Origin of the sequence: Desulfosalsimonas propionicica (genome assembly GCF_013761005.1) — a bacterium.
GTDB lineage: Bacteria > Desulfobacterota > Desulfobacteria > Desulfobacterales > Desulfosalsimonadaceae > Desulfosalsimonas > Desulfosalsimonas propionicica.
Genome location: NZ_JACDUS010000001.1, coordinates 157,645 through 179,869, shown reverse-complemented (window position 1 = coordinate 179,869; position 22,225 = coordinate 157,645). Strand labels below are relative to the sequence as shown.

The following is a 22,225-nucleotide window of genomic DNA, read 5'->3' as shown; positions in this document are numbered from 1 at the left end:
AGGGAAAAAATTATTCGTGAAACCGGATGGTCAGACGGTATATGCCGGATTCCAGGGCGGCTTTCACCTCTGCATCGCCTTTTTCAAACACCCGCATCATGGATTTGTTGGCCGGCATCACGTCTGCGGTAAATCCCTGCAGGCCGCGTTCTTTGGCCAGGCGCATGAGCTTTTGGTACATGTAGGTGGCAATTCCGTAGCCCTGGTAGTGCTCATCCACGATAAAGGCCACATCCCCGTACGGGCTGTGCGGGTCTTTGATGTAACGGGCCTCTGCAATGATCCGGCCCTGGCCGGGCTCGCCTACCACGCCCACAATGGATATGTCTTTGGAGTAGTCCACGTTTACGTAAGACTGCATCCGGGAGTGGGGCATGGTTTTCAGCGGGGTGAAATACCGGTAATAGACCGATTCGTCGGAAAACCGGTAAAACAGCCGGCGCATTTCCTCCTCGTCAGACGGCCGCAAAGGACGGAAACGGACCTTGAGATCATTTTTAAACACCTGCACGGTTTCAATGTCTGCGGGATACAGATGAGCGCTTTCAGCCAGAAAGATCTGATCCGGGTAGATCAGGTTCTGGGCCTTTGCTTCCTCCACCAGTTTGAACCGGTCATCGGGGTGGGCGATTTCTATCATGGCCATGGCCCGCTCCCGCACGGTGCGGCCGTTTAAATTGGCCACCCCGTATTCGGTGGCCACGAAATCAATGGATTCGCGAACATTGAGCTGGTTTGGCATCTCCTCGATGGAAAACAGGATATTGGACTGGCCCTTGAGATTGCGCGACGGCAGGGCAAATATGGAAAATCCTTCTTCTGAGATTTCAGCACCGTTGAAAAAATCAATCACTTCGGCCGGGTCCGTAATCACGTTGCCTTTGGACACGTGCAAGGCGATCCGGCCGGTGAGATCGGCCCTGCGGCACTGGACAATGGCAATAAAGCGCCTGTCCCGGCCGATGCGCATGGGGTTGAAAACCTTGTCCAGCCCCTGGAATTCCACCAGGGGATTGCAGTCGAGCCATTGCCAGAGCTCCCTTGTGCCCATGGCATAGGAGGCCACGGATTTTCCGGGAAAATGCTCTTTGTTGCGGTTGGTCACGGCCCCGCTTTTGACCAGGTCCATGGCCGCGTCCGTGAATATGGGCGTGTGGATGGAAAGGTTTTTTTTGTTTTGCAGATGGCGGCCCAGGGCCTCGTAGAGCGGGCCGATGGAAAAGGCGATGCAGCTGCCGTCCTCCACCAGGGAGGCGGCATTCTGGGCTACCTTGTCGAAATTTTCATCCACGGCCGCCCTTGAAAAGTAAATAGGCGCCTCATCGGATTTAACCAGCATGTCAAAGGCATCCATGGGTACAAACGAATCTCCCATGGTCTGGGGCATGTCCGGATTGATTTCCCCTGCCACAAACCCCGCCTGGCTGATAGCCATGTGGGCGATGTCAACCGATACGCCCAGACTGCAGTAGCCCAGCCGGTTTGGCGGCGAGATCTGAACAAAAGCGGCATCAAAAGGAATGCGCCTGGAGGCCACCAGGCGGGTGAGCCGGGAAAACCGGCTGGGAATCAGATCCACCCGTCCCTCGGTGATGGCCTCCCTGGCCACCCAGCCTGAGAAAAACGTTTTGAGCCGGTATTTCTGGCTCTGGAGCCGCTTCAGGCAAAGGGCGTCTCCGAAGCTCAGGAGCTGAAACAGCTCCAGATCCTGGAGATTTGCCATGTCCGAGTCCATGAGATGCCGCACCAGGGTACGCGGCTCGGCCGTTCCCGTGCTCAGAAAAATGCACATGCCTGGCTCGATCCGTGCAAGGACCTTTTCCGGGGAAACCGTATGCTTCTCCCAGTTTTCCATCACATTGTCCATCATCGGGTATACACAATGCCTCCGTATCCCACAAAAGTGCTTCCGGGATTTTTTTCATAACTGGAGCTGTAGCCCACCAGGTGCCCGGTGGTGGCCCCAAGGGTTTTTGACGCGGCAATGGCCGCGGCCGCTGCTCCGGCACAGCAGGCGTTCTGGTTGGAAAGCCCTTCTTGTATCACTGCCGGGCCTTCCATTTCCAGCATTTTGTCAATGACCCGTCGGTCGTTTTGGGTCTTCACCCATTGATAGGCATCCGGTCCCGTGCCGGCAGGGGTGAAGTTGAAATCGGGTCCGTAATGGGTCAGATCCGTTGATCCGATTACTTTGGCGGAAAGATTGAATTCTGCGGCCTTTTTTGCCGCAAACCGGCCAAGCTCCAGGGCGGTTTGGGAAGGGGGTACCCCAATGGTGACAACTCTGGAATCCGGGAAAAAGTGTTTCACAAAGGGCAGTTGGAGTTCAATGGTGTTTTCCGGCACAAAATTGTCCGGGGTTTCAATGGCACAGGAAAATTGACCGGCCACGGCTTCTGCCAGCTGCTCCTGGATTTCAATATCGCCCAGGGGCGTCTGCCAGGCACCCTGGGTCATCATGACCGGCTGGGTCCCGGGCGGCAGGTGCATGCCGAAAACGATGACCACGTCCGGGTCCGGTTTTGCCGTATCGCCCCGCACATGGGCGATGACCCGGCAGGCCAACTCGCCGGAAAAAGCCCAGCCGGCATGGGGCACGATGCCGCCGGCTGCGGTTTTGGAAATTTTTGCGGCAAAACGGTTTTGTTCCAGAAACGAGCGGATCATGCGCTTGCATCCATCAGCATCCCCGGGATACCAGGAGCCGGCAAATGCGGGTTTTCGCGTATGCATAATGTGTTCACCTCCTTATAAGGCTGATTTTTTTCTCTGTGGATCAGGGCGCTTTGATTGTGTCTGTCTCTTGCCCGTATTCTGAAAATGGTTATATTATTTTGGAAATGCAACCTGTTTGAAAAATACAGCCAAAAATTTAGTTCTGACTCAGGAGTTTTTTGATGCCCATTTACGAATATCAGTGCAAAAAATGCAGCCGTGTTTTTGAAGCCCTTGTACTGGGAAATGACAATGAGGTTCCCGCATGTGACAAATGCGGCAGTTGCGAGGTGCAGCGGCGCATCAGTGCCGCCAATACCATCGGGGCGACGGTGAAGGATTTCTCCGGCGGATGCAGTCCGAATCGTTCTTCGGGATTTTCCTGAGCTTAATGCCGAACGGGCGGCCGGGCGCCGCCCTTATTGAAATTGTGCAATGGTTTTTTCAAAACCCGGCATGGCATCGGTGATGGTCTGATCGGCCACGCAGAAGCTGAGGCGAAAATAGCCGGGTGCGCCGAATCCGCTGCCCGGAACCGCTAAGATGCGCTCCTGCTGCAGGGCGCCCACAAATTCCACATCATCTTTGATCGGGCTTTGGGGAAACAGGTAAAATGCGCCCCCGGGTCGGATAAATTTGTATCCCAGCCGATCCAGGCCGTTGCACAAAAGGTTGCGCTTGCGGTCGTATTCGGCGATATCCACGCTGGTACCCTGCACCAGTGCAACCAGCCGTTGCATCAGGGCCGGGGCGTTGACAAATCCCAGAATCCGGTTGGCCAGGGCCATGGCGGCAAGCAATTGCTGTTTTTCGCCTGCCGCCGGGTTGATTGCTGCAAACCCGATGCGTTCGCCCGGAAGCGAAAGGTCCTTGGAATAGGAAGTGGCCATGACACTGTCTGCATAACAGTCAAACACCCCGGGCACCTCGATGTTGTCATAAACAATCTTTCGGTAGGGTTCATCCGAGACCAGGTAGATGCGCCGGTTGATCTCCCGGCTTTTTTTCTCCAGGCACTGGCCCAGTTCCGCAAGGTTCTGTGCGGAATAAACCTGTCCGGTGGGATTGTTTGGGGAATTGATAACAACCGCTCGGGTCTTTGGGGTGATGGCGGCTTCAATGGCAGCCACGTCTATGGTGAAATCCGGCCGGGTGGGCACGGCCACGAGCCTTCCTCCGTGGTTGTCGGCATAAAAGCCGTATTCCACGAAATAGGGCGCCGGGGTGATGACTTCATCGTCTGCGTCCAGAATGGCCTTTAAAACAATGTTGAGCCCCCCTGCCGCCCCGCAGGTCATGATGATTTCGTTTTCCGTGATCGCAACTCCCTGTTCCCGGCCCAGAAAATCGGCCACTGCCTTTCGCACATGGGGGTAACCCGTGTTGGGCATGTAGGCGTGCAGGCCCGGTGCGGGATCTGCAGCGACCTGCTCCAGATGGTCTCTGACCTCTTCCGGCGGCTCCATATTGGGATTTCCCAGGGAGAAGTCAAACACGTTGTCTGCGCCGTGGATGGCCTTTAAGCGCGCACCCTCTTCAAACATTTTCCGGATCCAGGAGGATTTTTCAATAAAATCCGCCATCTTTCTGGCAATTGGCATAAGTCGTTTTTCTGTGATCCCTTCGGGTTGTGTCAAGTGTGGCCTTACTGCACGGATTCAACAGACTTGATATCCGGCAGTTCCTTTTTTACCAGCCGCTCGATTCCGTTTTTCAGCGTCATCTGGCTCATGGGGCATCCGGCGCATGCGCCCTGAAGCCTGACCTTGACCACGCCGTCCTCTACATCCACCAGTTCCACGTCCCCGCCGTCTGCCTGCAACGATGGACGGATTTTATCAATTACTGCCTGTACCTGTTCTTTCATCTCTTGTCTCCTTATGCGTTTGTCAGTGTTGGATTAACCACTTGTTTTTTCAAGGGTTAAATTATGATGGCGCCGTAAAAAGTCCAATATCTGCGTTACGCGCAATTTCTCAGAATTTCACGTACGGCTAAGTACGCTGCATTCTTTGAAATTGCGCAAGCCTTGATCTTGAACTGTTTACGGCGCCATCTGAAAGCAGACTTTTTACGATGCCATTAAAGTATAAGCCAGATTCCATTGATTTGCAAATGATATTTTTCAGACAGGCCTTTGGGGTACAATTGCCAATGTATGCCGATTTCTGGCAAAGCCATGGAATCTGTTTTTACGGGTGTCTTTTGCGGTAAAAGTCGTCCCTGAAGGTTAAAAACCGATCTTTTTCAATGGCCGAACGCATTTGCCCCATCAGGGCGGTGTAGTAATGGATGTTGTGGATGGTGTTTAAGCGGTAGGCCAGTATTTCCCGGGTGCGGTACAGGTGCTGCAGGTAGGCCCGGGAAAAGTTTTGGCAGGTGTAGCAGGTGCAGCCGGGTTCGATGGGGCCGGTGTCGGTGCGGAATTTTGCATTGCTGATGTTGATTTTGCCAAAGGCGGTGAAAAGCTGGCCGTTTCTGGCGTTTCGGGTGGGCATGACACAGTCAAACATATCCACCCCAAACCCGGTCATTTCCACAAGATCCTCGGGCCGGCCCACGCCCATGACATAGCGGGGCTTGTTTTCGGGCAGAAGCGGCAGGGTGGATCGGGCCATTTCATGCATGAGGGCCACAGGCTCGCCCACGCTCAATCCGCCCACGGCATAGCCGGGAAAATCCAGCTCCGCCAGGCCCCGGGCCGAGAGCCGGCGCAGGTGCGGATACATCCCACCCTGGACAATGCCGAACAAGAGGTTCTGCCCCGGGTTTCTTGCCTGTATCTGCTTTTGGCAGCGGGAGGCCCAGTCCAGGGTGAGTTCGTGGGCGCCTTGTGCCTCTTTTTCCTCTGCCGGATAGGAAATGCACTGATCCAGGCACATGAGAATATCGGAGTTGAGCCTGAGCTGGATGTCCACGGCATCTTCCGGGGAGATCAAATGCCGGGAGCCGTCAATATGGGACTGGAAGGCATAACCGTCTGTGGTGATTTTGGCCATTTTGGCTAGGGAAAAGATCTGAAATCCGCCCGAGTCGGTCAGAATCGGGGCGTTCCAGTTCATAAACCCGTGCAGACCCGCAAAAATATCAATGACATCGCAGCCGGGCCGCAGATAAAGATGATAGGTGTTGCCCAGGATGATTTGCGCCCCACAGGCCGAAATTTCTTCCGGGGACAGGGCTTTGACCGTGCCCAGAGTGCCCACGGGCATGAATACCGGGGTTTTCACAATGCCATGCGCGGTGGCAAGGGATCCGGTACGCGCCCGGGTATCCGAGCTTTGGGTTTCAATGGCAAAAACAGACATAAGCTAGTTTTTTCCAGGTGCAGGTTTTGGTCTATTGGATCAACATGGCATCGCCATAGCTGAAAAACCGGTATTTTTCGGCAATGGCTTCGCGGTAGGCCGTCATGACAGGGTCTTTTCCGGCAAATGCCGATACCAGCATCAACAGGGTGGACCGGGGCAAGTGGAAATTGGTGATCATGGCATCAACGATCTTAAACCGGTATCCCGGGTAAATAAACAGATCGCATTGCCCGGCACCGCTTTGGATCCGTCCGAAATCGTCTGCCGCGTATTCAAGGGTGCGCACAGATGTGGTGCCCACGGCCACGATCCTGCGGCCGCAGGCCCGGGCCGCGTTGATCCGGTCTGCTGCCGGCGCGTTGATTTCATAGTGCTCTGTGTGCATCTGATGTTCGCGGATGTCTGTGACGCGCACCGGCATGAAGGTGCCGTAGCTCACATGCAGGGTGATTTCAGCAATTTCCACCCCCTTTCGCCGGATCTGCTCCAGCAGGTCGGCAGAAAAATGCAGGCCTGCGGTGGGGGCGGCCACAGCCCCGTTTTCCGCGGCATACACGGTCTGATAGGCATGCCTGTCGTGTTTCTGCCCGTTTCTGCGGATATAGGGCGGAAGCGGGACATGGCCGATTTTGTGCAGGATTTCTTCAAACAGGGCCGAGCAGGTAAATTCCACCAGAAAGGTGCCGTTTTCAGCTGAGATTACCTCTGCGTGCAGGTGGTCATCAAACACAAGCCGGGTGCCGGGCCGCGGGGCCTTTGAGGCCCGGATCAGGCACCGGCATTCAAACCGGTCCGGGCGGGTGCCGGTCTGTTTTCTGCCGGCGTAATCAATGAGCAGCACTTCGACTTTGCCCCCTGAGGTCTTGTGCCCGAACAGCCGCGCCGGAATCACTTTTGTGTTGTTGACCACCAGCACATCACCGGCACAAAGAAGATCCGTGAGCTGGCAGAAGCGCCGGTGTGCTGTAGTTCCGTCCGCCCTGGAAAGCACCAGCAAGCGCGAATCCTGGCGGCTGTCTGCCGGGTGCTGGGCGATTAAGGCCTCGGGCAGATCATAATCATAGGCGTCAATGTCATAGGGGTTCTGCTCCGGCGTGACATTGTTTGGGGTCATTTGAAATAACTCCGGCCGATATAGGTCAGAATCAGGCCCAGGAACATGAGCACGAATCCGAAAATGCGCAGGGTCTGATCCGGCAGTTCCAGCACCCGGGCCATCATTTCCTTCATCCGGTCAGGAAAGGCGAAATAGGGCAAGCCTTCAATAATCATGACCATGCCGATGACACACAGAAAAAAATCCATAGATAGTATCCTTGATGGTTGTCAGGAAGGAAGCCCAAGGGCTGGGTCAGTTTTTTCGCTCCTGACCGTTTACGGATTCAGCAAATGCCTTCGCTAAAATTTCAAAAACTCGGCCTGTTGGCCTCAAACAATTTGAAATTTTTACGCTTCGGCATTTGCTGAATTTTTCCGTAAACGCTCAATGTCGCTTCAAAAACCGACCCAGCCCTTGGGCTTCCTTGAAAGCGTTTCCCCTGGGCCGCCGCCCGGGACCGAACACTGCAAATAACTTTTTGCCGCATGCTTAAAAGCTTTGGTTTTATTTTTTTGAACCGTGAACGAAGTTACTTAAAAACCGATTTGGTCATCTTTGAGTTGCTGTATTATTTAAATTGTTTATTATATCTGCCGGGTTTATGGATTGTCAAAAATAAAACCGTCCGGGACTTGAAAAAGATTTGCAGCCATGGCAGATAAGGGGTTTGGAACCACTCAAACTTAACGCTGCCTGTAACATAGACTTCCTTCCTGCAAAAACAGCGGGCGCGGTAAAAAGCTTTTTACAGGCTCATTAAATTTTATGCAAACAGGTTAAGGATCTGCCACATGCGCTATGAACCCGTCATCGGCCTTGAAGTCCATGCCCAGCTCAAAACCCGGACAAAAATATTCTGCGGATGCTCCACTGCATTCGGCGCCCCGCCCAATACCCATGTCTGCCCGGTATGCCTGGGCATGCCCGGTGTTTTGCCGGTTTTAAACCGCTCTGTTGTGGAATATGCCATGAAAATGGCCCTTGCCACGGGCTGCCAGGTGGAGGGCACCAGCCGGTTTGCCCGGAAGAATTATTTTTATCCGGACCTGCCCAAGGGATATCAGATTTCCCAGTACGAGCTGCCCATTGCCAGAAACGGCTGCGTGGACATTTCCCTGGAAGACGGCACCACCCGGCGCATCGGCATCACCCGCATTCACATGGAAGAAGATGCGGGAAAACTCATCCATGATCCGGCCCGGCCCGTTAGCTACGTGGATTACAACCGCACCGGCGTGCCCTTGATTGAAATCGTATCCGAGCCGGATCTGCGTTCTCCTGCAGAGGCCGGGGCCTATCTGCGGCAGCTGCGGGCGGTTTTGCGTTATCTGGATATTTCAGACGGCAACATGGAGGAAGGCAGTTTTCGCTGTGATGCCAATGTATCGGTCCGGCCGCAGGGACAGGAGCCATTCGGCACCCGAACGGAGTTAAAAAATCTCAACTCATTTAAGTTTGTGGAAAAAGCTCTGGCCTGGGAAATCGACCGCCAGATCGAGGTCCTGGAACAAGGCGGGGAAATTGTCCAGGAAACCCGGCTTTGGGATACGGACAAGGGGCGCACCATATCCATGCGGGGCAAGGAAGAAGCCCACGACTACCGCTATTTTCCCGATCCCGATCTGGTGCCGTTGGTCATTGACAGCACCTGGATTGACCAGGTCCAAAAAGACCTGCCCGAGCTGCCGGACCAGCGGCGGGCCCGGTTTATCGCTGATTTCGGCCTGCCGGAATACGACGCCGGGGTCCTGACCGCATCCCGGGAGTTTGCCGATTATTTCGAGCAGTGCCTGGGGCTTGTCAACCGGCCCAAGCTGGTGAGCAACTGGATGATGGGCGAGCTTACGGGCCTGTTAAACGCCCGGGGTATCAATATTACTGAATCGCCCATATCCGCAAGCCGGTTTTCCGGTCTTATCGAGCTGCTCGACACCGGGGTGATCAGCGGCAAGATCGCCAAGACAGTGTTTGATGAAATGGCGGACTCTGAAGATGAGGCCAAAACCATTGTTGAAAAAAAGGGCCTGGTGCAGGTCAGCGACCATGGGGAAATCGAGGCGATCGTGGACCGGGTGGTGGCTGATCATCCGGATGAGGCTGAAAAATACCGACAGGGCAGGAAAAAGCTCATGGGATTTTTCGTCGGCCAGGTCATGAAGGAGAGCAGGGGCAAGGCCAATCCTCAGGTGGTCAACGAGGTCTTAAAAAAGCGCCTTGGCTGACCCCGGCTGCGGGAAAGCCAATTTCCGCGCTTCAGGAGCCTCCCAAAGGCTTGATTTCCGCTTGGAAACCCCTTTTGCGCGCCGCCTCCTTCGGATGATGCCGGCCCGGTGGCGGTTTGCTCCCTGCTGACCGCCTGCGCGCTCAATGCGACTCGCAAATCACCCCCGGGCCGGCATCATGGCCGGCTGTGTGCAAAGTTTCACACCAAGGGAGTCGGAAGGAACACATCCAAGTCTTGATGGCACCGTAAAAGTCCAATATCTGCGTTATGCGCAATTTCTCAGAATTTCACGTACGGATAACTACGCTGCATTCTTCGAAATTGCGCAAGCCTTGATCTTGAACTTTTTACGCCACCATCTAAAATCAGACTTTTACGAGAGCATCAAGTCTTAAAAAGCGTTGTTTTCATGCCCGGTCCCGTGGGCTGGCCCGACAGAAACCCTTCCAAGGAAGTCCAGGGGCGAAAAAACCGGCGCCGACCCTGGACTTCCTTCCTGACAAATGACGGATTTTCATACGATCCGGTGAAACCGCTTTTCCAGGTGCGAAACCGGCCACCGGATTACCGTGGGCCGGCCGTGGGGGCAGTGAAAGGGGTTTTGGCAGGCATCGAGATCTTTGAGCAGGGCGGCCATCTGTTCGGGCGCAAGTCTCTGGTTGGCCCGGATGGCGCCGTGGCAGGCCATGACAATGAGGCATTTGTCTTTGAGCCGGGAAAGCTCCGGGGCTGCCCCCGTGGTTTCCGCGGCTTCGGCCATGTCGGCCACAAGCCGGCCGATGCCCTCACCTCCGAGCATTTCCGGCACGGCCTGGACCACAAAGGTTCGGTCCCCGAAAGGTTCGATTTCAAAGCCCATGGCGTTAAATTCTCCAAGTAGCTGCTCGATGACCGGGGCCTGCCGGTAGGTGAGCTCCACGGTTTCGGGCATCAGCAACCGCTGGACCGGGGGTCTTGCGTGATTTTTGCCCGCAGCGGCCAGCTGCTCGTATACGATGCGCTCATGGGCGGCGTGCTGGTCCACCAGCAGCAGTTCATCGGGCCTTTCGCAGATAATGTAAGTGTTTCGGAACTGGCCGATGATGGCCGCATCTGCAAAAAAACCGAATTCATGCGGCACCGGGGCGGCCTCGGGAGAAGTTTCAGCCGGGGATTGTAAAGAAATCGGGTCGTGAACCCGGGTTTGCGGTTCAGGAGAAGGTGCGGGGGCGGATTCAGGTCTCTGTGAAAGGGGTTGGTATGCGGTTTTTGGCTCAAACAGGCTTGTCTGTTCCCACGGCAATCCCTTTTTTTCCATGCGGGCCGCAGGGCGTGTCTGCGGGCGCTGCCAGGTGTTTTCAACAGCCCTGCGCACGGCCCCAAGCACGTCTTTTTGATGCAAAAACCGCACTTCCTGCTTGGCCGGGTGCACGTTGACATCCACTTCTTCTGCCGGCAGATCCAGAAATACCACCGCCACCGGAAAACGCCCCTTCATGAGCCGCCCCCGAAAGCCTTCGCAAAGGGCGTAGATAATGCCCCGGTCCCGGATAAACCGGCCATTGACAAACACGTAGATCCGGGCCGTGGAACTCCGGGTGGCAGAGGCATCGGCCACCCAGCCGGAGATCCGGGCGCGGCTGTCTTTGTATTCCAGGGGATAGAGCAGGGGTAAAAACTGGCTTCCCAGGACATCGGCCACCCGTTCGGCCGGCTCTGCAGTTTTGGGCCAGTCCCGGACCGGCTTTTTGTTGTGCAAAAGCTGGAATCCGATATCGGGCCGGGAAAGGGCAATGCAGGCAATGGTTTCGGAAATATGGCCCATTTCCGTGTTCACGGTTTTTAAAAACTTGCGCCGGGCCGGGGTGTTGAAAAAAAGCTGGCTGACACTGATCAGGGTGCCGGCCGGGGCCCCGGTCTGGTTGACGGCCTTGATTTTTCCGCCGTCGACGATGATCTCGGTGGCGGTATCGGCCTGCCGGCTGCGGGTGACCATGCGGAAGCGGGAAACCGCGGCAATGCTGGGCAGGGCCTCGCCCCTGAATCCCAGGCTGGAAATGGCGTGCAGGTCTTCGGCGTGCCGGATCTTGCTGGTGGCATAACGCTCAATGGAGAGCAGGGCATTGTCCTGGTCCATCCCTGCGCCGTTGTCAGAGACCCGGATCAGGGACCGGCCGCCCTGCTCGATTTCCACCCGGATCCGGCCGCTTTGGGCGTCAATGGCGTTTTCCATCAGTTCCTTGACCACGGAGGCCGGCCGCTCCACCACCTCGCCGGCAGCGATCTGGTTGGACAAAATTTCCGGCAAAATGCGGATGGCTGTCATTTCCATAGACCCCCGGGCGGGTTACTGGCCGGGGGCATCGACTTCGCCCCGCAGGAAACGATACAGAAATTCGGTGTCAGTGGGCGAAAGATCAAAGTTTCTGGATGCCTCCTCCACCAGGTCCTGGTTGGGCGCATCCGGGCGTTCGTATTTTTTGACCTGGCTGATCCATTTTACCGCTTTTCGTAAATCTTCCTTTTTGGGCTGCATCAGGATTTTCCCCCTTTTCGGGTTTGCTTCTGGTGTTAAGCGCTGTTTTTAAGCCGTCGGCAGATCCGGTTTTTGACCGCAGACCCCGGCGGCCTGCTCAAAGGCGTATGCCGCCTGCAACAGTCTGGCTTCGGCAAAGTGCGGGGCCATCATCTGCAGGCCGATGGGCAGTCCGCTTTCGGAAAACCCGCACGGAAGCGATAGGCCGGGAATGCCGGCCAGGTTGGCTGACAGGGTGAAAATGTCAGACAGATACATCTGCAGCGGGTCATCGGTTTTCTCTCCCAGCCCGAACGCCGGCGTGGGGGCCGTGGGGGAGACAATGACGTCGCAGGTTTCAAATGCAGCGGCAAAATCGTTTCGGATCAGGGTCCTGACCTGGGAGGCCTTTTTGTAATAGGCATCGTAATAACCGGCTGAAAGGGCATAGGTGCCCAGCAGAATCCGCCGCTTGACCTCCGGGCCAAAACCCCTGGAGCGGGTTTGTTCATACATCTGCTTCAAACCCCCGGCCTCCTTGTGCCGGTATCCGTACTTGACCCCGTCATAGCGGGCCAGGTTGGAGCTTGCCTCTGCGGGGGCGATCAAATAATAGGCGGCCACGGCATGCTCGGTTTGGGGAAGGGAGATCTCCACGCATTTGGCACCGGCATCGGTGAGCTGGGCAACCGCCTTTTCCACCGCCGCTTTGACCCCGGGGTCCATGCCCCCGGCGTTTTGGTATTCAACCGGAATGCCGAAGGTCAGGCCCTTGACCCCGGCATCCAGCCCGGCTGTGTAGTCGGGCACGTCATTTTTGGCGCAGGTGGAATCTTTGGGATCATGGCCGGAAATGGCCCCGAGCAGAATGGCTGCGTCCGTGACATCCTTGGCAAGGGGGCCGATCTGATCCAGAGACGAGGCAAAGGCCACCAGCCCGTAGCGCGAGACCCGGCCGTAGGTGGGTTTTAACCCCACCACCCCGCAATGGGCCGCAGGCTGTCGGATGGAGCCGCCGGTGTCCGATCCCAGAGCGCCCAGGCACATGTCGGCTGCCACGGCCGCAGCAGAGCCCCCGCTGGAGCCACCCGGGGTTCGGGATCGGTCCCAGGGATTGCGGGTGATCTGAAACGCGGAATTTTCCGTGGACGAGCCCATGGCAAATTCGTCCATGTTGAGTTTGCCCGTCATGACCGCGCCCGCGGAAAAAAGTTTCTCCATGACCGTGGCGTTGTACGGGGGCACAAAATCGGCCAGCATCCGGGAGGCGCATGTGGTGGCAATCCCTTTTGTGCAGATCAGGTCCTTGATGCCCAGCGGGATTCCCGTAAGCGGGCCGGCGCTTCCCGCCCGGATATGGGCATCGGCCTGTTTGGCCTGCTGTCTGGCCGCATCTTTGGCCACCGTGATATAAGCGCCGATTTCCGTGTCCAGCTGCCGGATGCGGTCGAAAACCGCATCACTTAATTCCCGGGCGCTGATTTGCCTTTTGGCCAGAAGCCCTCCGGCTTCATGGATGGTCAGTTCATATAGTTTGGTTGATGTCATGGTCCGCTCTTTTCTGTTGCTGGATGACTATTCAATGACCTTTGGGACCACAAAGCTGCCGTCTTCGGATTCCGGGGCGTTGGCCATGGTGTTTTGGGCATCGAGATGGCCGGCCACTTCATCTTGTCTGAAGGCATTGCAGATTTCCACGGCATGGGCCGTGGGGGACACACCCGTGGTGTCGGCCCGGCTTACACTTTCGGCATAGGCCAGGATATCTCCCAGGTTTCGGGCAAAGCTGTCCACATCGCCTTCATCGATGGTCAGCCGGGCCAGTGCGGCCACGTGCGCCACTTCTTCTCTGGAAATTTTCATGGATTTTCCTTTCGGGCCCCTATTGCCGCTTTTCCCTTAAACGCCGGCCCCCCGCCTGAAAGCCTTTCAAAATCCGGGCTCATGGGGCAGAAGCATGGCATCCACGCCGGCTTTCTGGAGTCGGATCAGGTCGTTTTCCGCCTGGCTTCGGTTCGTGTAGGGGCCGATGCGCACCCTGTGCCAACGGCCCTGGCCTTCCACTGCGGCTTTCTGGGTAAAAGCGGGATAGCCCTTGTCCTTGTATTTGTTTTTTACGGTTTCGGCTTTTTGCCTGTCGCGCAGGGATGCCACCTGGATGGCGAATAATTTCCTGGAATCCGGCTCGGTCACTTCCGTTGAAGCAGGCTGGGCCGGCACCGGCTCGGCGGCCGGTTTGGCACGGGGCGGCTGGAGCCTGCTTTCTGCCAGATCCGGTTTTGGGTATTTTGGTGCCAGCACCCTGGGCCGTCCCTGGGCATGCTCATCGATCTCTGATTTTTCCCTGAGCCGGTCGTAAAATTCAAAGGAAATGTCATCCGGAAGCCCGCCGTCAGTGCCCTGCTGTTCTCCGGGCTCGGAGAGCACGCTGCTTTGCAGCTGGGACAGTTTTTCATCCAGGTGCTGCATGTCAAAATGCAGCGGCGCGGAATTGCGCCCAACCAGGACCCCCAGGATAAACATGCATCCAGAGGCAATAAAGATCATCAGCACCCAGCCGGAAGTACTGCCGCAGCTGCTGAAGGAATCGGTTTTGGGAAAACTGCCGCCCATGATTTTTTTTCAATCCCTGCTACATGATTTCCGGAGTGCTGACCCCGAGAAGTTTCAGGCCGTTTCGGATCACCTTCTGCACGGCCACCACAAGATGCAGGCGGGCCGTGCTCAGCTTTGTGTCATCGGTAAGGACCCGGTGCTTATTATAATAGGCATGAAACAATGCCGCAAGGTCCATGAGATAGTAGGCGATCCGGTGGGGCTCCATGAGGGCGGCGGCACCGGAGATAACCTCCGGGTATTTTCCCATCTTTTTGATCAAAGCGATTTCCTCGGCTTCGCTCAGCCGCTGCAGATCCGCGGATTCCGGGGTATTTTGCACACCCGGGCTTTCGTCTGCGGCCTTTTTGCATATGCTTGATATCCGGGCATGTACATACTGCACGTAATACACCGGGTTGTCATTGGTTTTGGCCTTGGCCACCTCCAGGTCAAAATCCAGGGGGCTTTCATGGTGCCGGGTCAGAAAAATAAACCGGGCTGCATCCCGGCCCACTTCGTTGATAACGTCGCTAAGGGTGACAAACTGACCGGCCCGGGTGGACATGGAAACCGGCCGGCCGTTTCGCAGCAGATTGACCAGCTGGGTCAGAATGACGGTAAACTGGCTGCTCTGCCTGCCCATGGCCGCGATGGCCGCTGTCAGCCGGGGCACGTACCCGTGATGATCCGCGCCCCATACATCAATGACCCGATCATATCCCCGCTCGTATTTTTCCAGGTGATAGGCAATGTCTGAGGCGAAATAGGTGGTCTGGCCGTTTTGGCGCACCACAACCCGGTCTTTTTCGTCTCCGAACGAGGTGGCGCAAAACCACAGGGCCCCTTCGTGCTCATAAATCAGGTCCTTTTGTTTCAAAAACGCGATGGCCGCTTCCACCTTGCCGGTATCATAGAGGGTTTGCTCACTGTACCAGCGGTCAAAACAAACGCCCAGATTTTCAAGATCCTGCCGGATGCCGGCCAGGATTTGTTCTGCGGCCAGTCCGGCAAGCTCTTTTTCAGCCCTGTCCCGGGGCAGGTCAAAAAGGCTTTGTTCTTTTTCCGCTATCGCGGATCGGGCAATGTCTTTGATATAATCGCCCTGGTAGGCATCTTCGGGAAATTCCACGTTCTGCCCGGCAAGCTGGCAGCAGCGCAGATACACGGATCCGCCCAAAGTCAGGATCTGGCGGCCGGCATCATTGATGTAGTATTCCCGCTCCACTCGGTATCCGCAAAAATCCAGCAGCGCGGCTATGCTGTCGCCCACCACCGCTCCCCGGCCGTGGCCGATGTGCAGGGGGCCGGTGGGATTGGCGCTGACAAATTCCACCTGGACCTTTTGTCCGCCGCCAAGGTCTGCGGCCCCATAGGCCGTGTCCTGCTGATGGATTTCATGGATCACCGGCAGCCAGGCCGACGGGCGGATGAAAAAATTGATAAACCCGGGCCCTGCGATTTCGGTTTTTTCGATCAGGTCATCCGGGTCGGTGATATGGTCCACAACAGCTTCAGCGATTTTGCGCGAGGCCATTTTCTGGGCTGCGGCCCCGGCCATGGCGAAATTGGTCGCCAGATCGCCGTGAGCACCGATCTTGGGTTCTTCCAGGGTGATATCCGGAAAATCGTCTGATGCCAGGACCCCGGCCGCATGGGCGGTGCGGGCGGCGTCAAGTACCATGTGTTTTACGCGTTGTTTGATCATGGGCCTGCAACTGTCCTTGCAATGAGTTTAAGCAATGGTAAAATCTAAACTTTTAAGTGTTTTTTCAGGCCAAGTCAAGGAGTCATTGCAGGGCGTTACCCTTGGACGGTGCGCGAGAGGATGTGGTTTAGGGTGTCGAGCAGAGGCTGGATTTTTTCCCGATGTTCCGGGGGGATCATCAGTTGGGTGACGGGCCGGTTGGGTATGGTGACGCATTTTTTGGTCATATGCGCGGGATCAGGCTCCAGGCAGAGCATTACGTCAATGAGACTGCCAAAAAAACCGGATTGGTCCAGGTGCTCGATGACCTGTAGAAACAGGGTGTTGACAGTCAATGTCAGCTCATCGATATGTGCGCTGCCGGTTTTCCGGCATTTGGAGAAAGAAACCATGCACCGGCATCCAAACGGGCGGATCGAATAAATGGCGCACAGGTCGTTTTCCAGCAAAGGACAGGGCAAAGACGGTTCCGGCGGGGCTTTTTCGGCCGGGGTTTTGTTCTCCAGACACGTTTGGGCATAGCCGTTGGTGGTCAGGGCCGGCTGATACCGGGGGGTATGGACATGGCCGCGCATCTGCTGGTATAAGACCGCCTTTTTCTGCCTGTCTAAGAAATGATCAATGAACCGTCCTTCCAGGCTGGTCAGGGTCATGGCAGTGGTGCAGCACTCGGCGCAGAATTTTTCGCAGGCAAAAGATAAGCTGTTCATGTAGTCGTCATACAGCCGATAGATTTTGCCCAGGGCTTCAATGTCGCTCAGATGTGTGGGGTGGTTTTTGGGCATCATCGAATTGGCTTATTTTTCCATTCTTCGGTATTGCTTGTAGCAGGAAAGCACCTTTTGCACGTACTGCCGGGTCTCAGGGTAAGGCGGGATGCCGTTGTAGTGATCCACCCTCGAGGGTCCGGCGTTGTAGGCCGCCAGGCTCATATTCAAATTTCCGTTGTAGCGCTTGAGCAGATCGCTTAAATAGCGGGTCCCGGCCGTGATGTTCTGTCTGGGGTCAAAAGGGTCTGAGATCCGGTGCTTTTGAATGTGCACCGGCATGATCTGCATCAGCCCCCGTGCTCCGGCCCGGGAAACCGCCGTGGGGTTGAATCCGGACTCCACCCGGATTACGGCCTGCACCAGTTCCGGCCGCACCCCGTAAGTAGTTGCAATGCTTTTGATTATTTCAGTATACCGCATCCCTGACTGCACCGGCGGCCGGGGCGCTTCAAGATGCGGGGTTGGTATGTAATCTGCGGATTTGGGGGTATCCGTGAAATGATATCCGCCTTTGTCGTCAATATACATATACATTTCCGCCCGGGCGGGGGTTGGCGTCAGGCAGGCAATGGCCAGGCACGCAAGGCCGACGGTCAGAAAACAAAAAAAATTTGCGGATAGGGTCCGGGTTCTGGCAGTCATGGGCCGTGTCAATGGCAAAAAAACCGTTTGGGTACTGCTGGCCGAAAGGGCCGCTTTTCCGATAGTTACGCCCGATGTTTGTTATATTGTATACATGAAATCCCTATGCGGGGTCAAGTAAAAGGTGGGTGCGCCCACAATCCGGTTCAATCCTCTTCTGGCACAAAGGCGGATACTTCATCGATGGTTTCAGCGTTGGAAAGCAGCATGGCCAGCCGGTCAATGCCTAAGGCATTGCCTGCGGCCGGCGGCATTCGGCCCAGGGCGGCAAGAAAGGCCTCGGGCATCGGGCGGGCGTCAAGGCCCTGTTTTTCACGCCGCTTCAGTTCCATCTCAAATCGCCGGCGCTGCTGATCAGGATCAATGAGTTCGGAAAATCCGTTGCAGATTTCCAGTCCGCCGATATAGGCTTCAAAGCGTTCGGCCACATGCGGGTTATCATTTCTGAGACGGGCCAGAGCGGCCTTTTCCGCCGGGTAATCATATAAAAATATGGGTCTTGCGGGATCCAAAGCAGGTTCAATTTCCATGGCCATGCGCTCGTCAAAGCTCTGATCAGCCAGGGCCGCGTTCATGGTGGAGTGGGCAAAGCGCTGAAAGGCCTTTTCAACCGTGATTTTCGGCCATGGCCGGTCCAGGCGGATGGCCGTGCCGTGGCGTCTGAGATGCCGTGTTCCCAGGACCTTTTCACAGGTCTCGCAGATCAGGCTTTCGGTCTGGTTCATCATCTCCTGATAGGTAAAATCGGCCGCATACCATTCCAGCATGGTGAACTCCGGCAGGTGCCGGCTTCCGCGCTCCTTTGCGCGGAAGGTCCTGCAGATCTGAAAAATCCGGGGATACCCGGCGGCCAGCAGGCGTTTCATGTAGAGTTCAGGAGATGTCTGCAGAAAGGCGCCGTCAGCTGAAATGGCCTCGATGTGGGCTTCGGGCGCAGGTGCAGGGGTGCGCACCGGGGTTTCCACCTCCAGAAAATCGTGGCGGCAGAAAAAGGCGCGCACCGCATTTAACAGCCGGTGACGGATCTGCAGGCAGTGGCGGATCCCCTGTTGACGAAACACGGTCATATCAGCCGGGCAGTCCTATTTTTTTCGCACCCGGTACTGGTCTTCGGGCCGGTCCTGGAGCAGAATCATGTCATAGGAGCCCATGTCGGTTTTTTCAAACCACTGGTACCCGGTTTTGCGGCAGTTTTCACAGGCCTTGCGGGGAATGTGGACAGCCAGCACCCGCATTTTTCTTTCCACGGAAGAGTCGATTTTCAAAACACCGCTGCACTGCCGGCACACCTGCAGGGTTTCATGCTGGGTTTCATAAAATCCGTCCGTGTCGTAAAAAACGGTATTATTGCGCTCGGCATAAATCACATTTTCCTGCATGCGGATGCGGATGTTTTGCCGGTCGTTCCAGGTATCTATGACCTGCTGGCAGGTTCTTTCAATGGTGGCGGTGATGCTGGGGCCCTGGCGGAGACGTTCGGCCGAGTACTCGGGTTCCACCACGTGGCTGTAATCCATGCCGGCCATGGCCAGAATGAGGCCGACATTGACGTAGGGAAGTGCGCTTTCGATGGAATATCCGCCTTCGAGCACGGCAATGTCGGGTTTGAGCCGGGAGGTGAGATCGGCGTACCCTTTGGCGGAAAAATTCATGTTGGTCAGCGGGTCTGTGAAATGATTGTCCTGGCCGGCGGAATTGATGATCAGATCCGGCTTGAATTCCTGGAGTATGGGCAGCACGGCTTTTTCCAGAACGGTGAGAAACCCTTCCTCCGAGGTATAGGGCGGAAGCGGGATGTTTAAGGTTGTGCCTGCAGCCGTGGGACCGCCGGTTTCATTGTTAAAGCCCGTGCCCGGAAACAGGGTCCGGCCGTCTTGGTGCATGGAGATAAACAATGTGTCCGGATCATGCCAGTAAATGTCCTGGGTGCCGTCGCCGTGGTGGCAGTCCGTGTCAATGATGGCCACCCGGTCAATGCCATAGGCATGGCGGAGGTATTCGATCATGATGGCTTCGTTGTTGACGTTGCAAAAGCCCCTTCCGCCATGGACCACGCGCATGGCATGGTGCCCCGGGGGCCGGACCAGGGCAAATCCGCGGTCCACAAGACCGTCCATTTTGGCCTTGCCGATGGTTTTGGCACCGCCGGCGCTGATGAAATGCGATTCGGTCATAACGCTTCTGGCGTCGGGAACGCAGAAATGAACCCGCTGTACATCCTCGATATCCACCACACCGGCTTTGAATTCGTCAATGCCTTCCACGTCAAGCAGGCCCTCCTCGGAGATCTGGTCCTGGGTGTAGAGAAGGCGCTCTTCGCGCTCCGGGTGGGTGGCGCTGATGGCCCAGTCGTATGCCGGGAAAAAAACCAGGCCCGTATGGGTCTTGGCCTTTAGCATGGGTTTTCTCCGTTTCGGGATTGTTTTTTGATTTGCGCGATGATCTTTTCATACTGGCCAATGAGTCCGGGCCGGACCTGGACCTTGATGCGGATGTTTTTGCCGATCATCCGGAAATCGCGCACCATGTTAAATTCCAGCGCCTCGGTGACATCGGTGACAAGGTCGCCTGAGCTGGCCCCTTCCCTGAGGGCTTTTTTCTCCAGCAGCTCCGTGGCCATTTCCTTGGCATCGGCCATTGTAAAACCCGGCTTCAGCGCCTGGACAAACATTTCCTCAGGGGCCGAGGCCTCAAGCTTGTAGGTGTCTGCAAACAGGGTTACTTCGCAAGTGGTGCGCGAAAGGGCCGTGCCCACGGCGTTGGCCACGTCCCAGTGGGGTACCACGCTGACCTGGTAATCAGAAACAGCCGTAAAATTTTCTGCAAACATGGGTGCCGGACCGCCGAGTACCAGAAGCCGGGCGGGTTTGATGCGGTGGCCGTGAAGGGCCTCGCGGACCGTGTAAACAGGTCTGCTGTTGATCAGGCTCACCATTTGCCGGGCGGAATCCAGAATTTCCCGGCAGGTCTGGTCAAATATTCGCCGGGCGGTTTCAGCAGTGGAAATTCCCAGAAGCTGTGCAATGGCCTCAATGCCTTTTTCCGCCTTTTCCCGGTCGCCGTTTTGGGCCTTGCCCAGGACAAAAAGAGCGTCTGTGGGGGTGGGTTCCGGGCCGCCATAGGCCATGGCCGGACCGGTTCTGTCCGGTCCGATAAACAGGTGCCCGTGTTCCACCCGCACCGTGCTGTCACCGCCCAGGCCCACAGAATAGGAGTGCAGGGCCCGGATCAGGGTTTTGTGTTCAGCGATTTCGATCCCATAGGGCGCCAGCACAGGCACGCCGTTGATGAGTACGGCCATGTCCGTGGTTGTGCCGCCGATATCGAGCACGATGGTCTCTTGGTCACCTGTGGCAAAACCGATGGAGCCCATTACGCTTGCCGCCGGTCCGGAGAGAATCGACTGGCCGGGAAAATCAATGGAGGTTTCAAAATCCATGGTCCCGCCGTCGGCCTTGAGGATATAGATGGGTATCTGGATGCCTTTTTTGTCCAGAGATTGCCGGACGGCCTCAAAGAAGCGTTTGTGCAGCGGGTACACAGATGCGTTTAAAAAAGCTGTGGTGATGCGCCTGGGAAAGCTGAAATTGCCCGAGACGTTGTGGCCGAGAAATACCTTTTGAAACATGGGGGAAATGATTTCCCGGATGCGGATTTCATGGGCCGGATTGCGGATGGAAAATTTGCCCACCACACCCACGTACTCGATGCCCGCGTCCCGCATGCGGGCTGCTGCATCTTCCACCGCCTTTTCATCGAGCTTGACAATTTCCCTGCCGCTGTGGTCCATTGCTCCGGCCACGCGATAGTAGTGTTCGCAGGTGCGGAAATATTCCGGGTCAATGCCGGGTCCGCAGGTTACGATGATACCCACGGCCGGAAGTTTGTCCTGTACAATGGCATTTGTTGTCAGGGTGGTGCTCAAAACCGCGTGGGAGATTTGGCTGATGTCAATATCGCGGGTGATGTGTTCCAGGCCGGAGAAGACCGCATCAAAAAGCGCCGATGTGTCGGTTGGCACCTTGATCCGCCTTTCCAGGCCGTTTTCGCCCACAAGAACAACGTCGGTATGGGTTCCGCCAACATCTAATCCGATGATCATGGTCTGCCCCTGGTCTATGGGATCGTTTCGGCGTATCCGGCGTCTGGCCGGACAATGCGTGTCTCTAACATTGCTAACCGATATGATCATCGTTGTCAACCGAATCATCGGGCCCCGGGCAGCGGCGGCGGATTTTGGTTTGCTTTGTGAAGGGGCTTACCGGCTGTCTTTTAGGGGTTTTCGCATGATGCGGCCGGGGGCGGTTTGCTCCCTGCTGATTGCTTGCGCACTCAATGCGACTCGCAAACAGCCCACCGGCCCGCATCATGGCCAGCGCTTGTTAAGTTTGTAAGCCTTCTCTGTTGAAAGCTTTTACCTCGACCGGTGTTTGTCAGGAAGGAAGCCCTGCGTCCGGGGTCAGTTTTTTCGCTCCTGAGCCTCTTACGGATTCATTAAATGCTCAATATCATATCAAAAGCTGGTTCCGTTGTTGGGCTTCCTCTGAGGGTTTTTCCGTGAGCCCGTGAGCCGGCAGGGCCCTGTATGACACATTGCACGTTGGGCCGGCAAGCAGTTTTTGGCGAAGCGAAGCGTCCGCGGCCGGCACCATTACTTGGCCTGTGAA

At 56.2% G+C, this 22,225-nt stretch carries 20 protein-coding genes; 2 read left to right on the top strand and 18 right to left on the bottom strand.

The window, feature by feature from the left end; all coding sequences use genetic code 11:
* Nucleotides 1-10: 10 nt before the first annotated feature.
* Both HNR65_RS00830 and amrB read right to left on the bottom strand, forming a co-directional pair.
* Nucleotides 11-1,855 carry a bifunctional acetyl-CoA hydrolase/transferase family protein/GNAT family N-acetyltransferase gene (locus HNR65_RS00830; protein WP_232364599.1) on the bottom strand — a complete coding sequence of 615 codons (1,845 nt, stop codon included), beginning with the start codon at nt 1,853-1,855 and terminating at the stop codon, nt 11-13.
* Between the two features lie 11 nt (nt 1,856-1,866).
* Nucleotides 1,867-2,733: an AmmeMemoRadiSam system protein B gene (amrB, locus tag HNR65_RS00825; protein WP_181549551.1), complete on the bottom strand. Its 867-nt coding sequence runs from the start codon at nt 2,731-2,733 to the stop codon at nt 1,867-1,869.
* A 164-nt stretch (nt 2,734-2,897) separates the two neighbouring features.
* Between amrB and HNR65_RS00820 the strand changes: the two genes are divergently transcribed.
* Complete coding sequence (locus tag HNR65_RS00820; protein ID WP_181549550.1) at nt 2,898-3,101, top strand: FmdB family zinc ribbon protein; 204 nt, start codon at nt 2,898-2,900, stop codon at nt 3,099-3,101.
* Nucleotides 3,102-3,134: 33 nt separating this feature from the next.
* Here the strand turns inward: HNR65_RS00820 and HNR65_RS00815 are convergent, their stop codons facing one another.
* The 5 genes from HNR65_RS00815 to HNR65_RS00795 form a co-directional block, all read right to left on the bottom strand.
* The gene (locus HNR65_RS00815; RefSeq protein ID WP_181549549.1) at nt 3,135-4,316 is read right to left on the bottom strand and encodes a pyridoxal phosphate-dependent aminotransferase; all 1,182 of its coding nucleotides are present in this window, start codon (nt 4,314-4,316) and stop codon (nt 3,135-3,137) included.
* A gap of 44 nt (nt 4,317-4,360) precedes the next feature.
* Complete coding sequence (locus tag HNR65_RS00810; protein ID WP_181549548.1) at nt 4,361-4,582, bottom strand: NifU family protein; 222 nt, start codon at nt 4,580-4,582, stop codon at nt 4,361-4,363.
* A gap of 325 nt (nt 4,583-4,907) precedes the next feature.
* Nucleotides 4,908-6,023, bottom strand: coding sequence for a tRNA guanosine(34) transglycosylase Tgt (tgt, locus tag HNR65_RS00805; protein WP_181549547.1), 1,116 nt, complete (start codon nt 6,021-6,023; stop codon nt 4,908-4,910).
* 31 nt (nt 6,024-6,054) lie between these two features.
* Nucleotides 6,055-7,140 carry a tRNA preQ1(34) S-adenosylmethionine ribosyltransferase-isomerase QueA gene (gene queA / locus HNR65_RS00800; protein WP_181549546.1) on the bottom strand — a complete coding sequence of 362 codons (1,086 nt, stop codon included), beginning with the start codon at nt 7,138-7,140 and terminating at the stop codon, nt 6,055-6,057.
* Nucleotides 7,137-7,331, bottom strand: coding sequence for a DUF2065 domain-containing protein (locus tag HNR65_RS00795; RefSeq protein WP_181549545.1), 195 nt, complete (start codon nt 7,329-7,331; stop codon nt 7,137-7,139). The genes queA and HNR65_RS00795 overlap by 4 nt, the downstream gene beginning before the upstream one ends.
* 585 nt (nt 7,332-7,916) lie before the next feature.
* Between HNR65_RS00795 and gatB the strand changes: the two genes are divergently transcribed.
* Nucleotides 7,917-9,347 carry an Asp-tRNA(Asn)/Glu-tRNA(Gln) amidotransferase subunit GatB gene (gatB, locus tag HNR65_RS00790; RefSeq protein WP_181549544.1) on the top strand — a complete coding sequence of 477 codons (1,431 nt, stop codon included), beginning with the start codon at nt 7,917-7,919 and terminating at the stop codon, nt 9,345-9,347.
* A gap of 516 nt (nt 9,348-9,863) precedes the next feature.
* Here the strand turns inward: gatB and mutL are convergent.
* From mutL to HNR65_RS00735, 11 genes are all read right to left on the bottom strand, one after another.
* Nucleotides 9,864-11,654 carry a DNA mismatch repair endonuclease MutL gene (gene mutL / locus HNR65_RS00785; RefSeq protein WP_181549543.1) on the bottom strand — a complete coding sequence of 597 codons (1,791 nt, stop codon included), beginning with the start codon at nt 11,652-11,654 and terminating at the stop codon, nt 9,864-9,866.
* Nucleotides 11,655-11,675: 21 nt separating this feature from the next.
* Complete coding sequence (locus tag HNR65_RS00780; RefSeq protein WP_181549542.1) at nt 11,676-11,864, bottom strand: hypothetical protein; 189 nt, start codon at nt 11,862-11,864, stop codon at nt 11,676-11,678.
* Between the two features lie 48 nt (nt 11,865-11,912).
* On the bottom strand, nt 11,913-13,391 hold the full coding sequence (gene gatA / locus HNR65_RS00775) for an Asp-tRNA(Asn)/Glu-tRNA(Gln) amidotransferase subunit GatA (RefSeq protein ID WP_181549541.1): 1,479 nt from the start codon (nt 13,389-13,391) through the stop codon (nt 11,913-11,915).
* A 27-nt stretch (nt 13,392-13,418) separates the two neighbouring features.
* Entirely contained in the window at nt 13,419-13,706 is a 288-nt protein-coding gene (gene gatC, locus HNR65_RS00770) for an Asp-tRNA(Asn)/Glu-tRNA(Gln) amidotransferase subunit GatC (RefSeq protein WP_181549540.1), read from the bottom strand.
* Nucleotides 13,707-13,772: 66 nt separating this feature from the next.
* Nucleotides 13,773-14,456 (bottom strand): SPOR domain-containing protein, encoded by a 684-nt coding sequence (locus HNR65_RS00765; protein ID WP_181549539.1) that lies wholly within the window; start codon nt 14,454-14,456, stop codon nt 13,773-13,775.
* Nucleotides 14,457-14,475: 19 nt separating this feature from the next.
* Nucleotides 14,476-16,146: an arginine--tRNA ligase gene (gene argS / locus HNR65_RS00760; RefSeq protein ID WP_220128239.1), complete on the bottom strand. Its 1,671-nt coding sequence runs from the start codon at nt 16,144-16,146 to the stop codon at nt 14,476-14,478.
* A gap of 95 nt (nt 16,147-16,241) precedes the next feature.
* A complete protein-coding gene (locus HNR65_RS00755; RefSeq protein ID WP_181549538.1) occupies nt 16,242-16,934 on the bottom strand; it encodes a hypothetical protein in 693 nt (230 codons plus the stop codon).
* Nucleotides 16,935-16,943: 9 nt separating this feature from the next.
* Nucleotides 16,944-17,558: a lytic transglycosylase domain-containing protein gene (locus HNR65_RS00750; RefSeq protein WP_269750838.1), complete on the bottom strand. Its 615-nt coding sequence runs from the start codon at nt 17,556-17,558 to the stop codon at nt 16,944-16,946.
* 146 nt (nt 17,559-17,704) lie between these two features.
* On the bottom strand, nt 17,705-18,625 hold the full coding sequence (epmA, locus tag HNR65_RS00745; protein WP_181549536.1) for an EF-P lysine aminoacylase EpmA: 921 nt from the start codon (nt 18,623-18,625) through the stop codon (nt 17,705-17,707).
* 15 nt (nt 18,626-18,640) lie between these two features.
* A complete protein-coding gene (locus HNR65_RS00740; protein WP_181549535.1) occupies nt 18,641-19,957 on the bottom strand; it encodes a histone deacetylase family protein in 1,317 nt (438 codons plus the stop codon).
* Complete coding sequence (locus HNR65_RS00735) at nt 19,951-21,750, bottom strand: hydantoinase/oxoprolinase family protein (RefSeq protein ID WP_332308993.1); 1,800 nt, start codon at nt 21,748-21,750, stop codon at nt 19,951-19,953. Before HNR65_RS00735 ends, HNR65_RS00740 begins: the two co-directional genes overlap by 7 nt.
* Nucleotides 21,751-22,225: the final 475 nt, after the last annotated feature.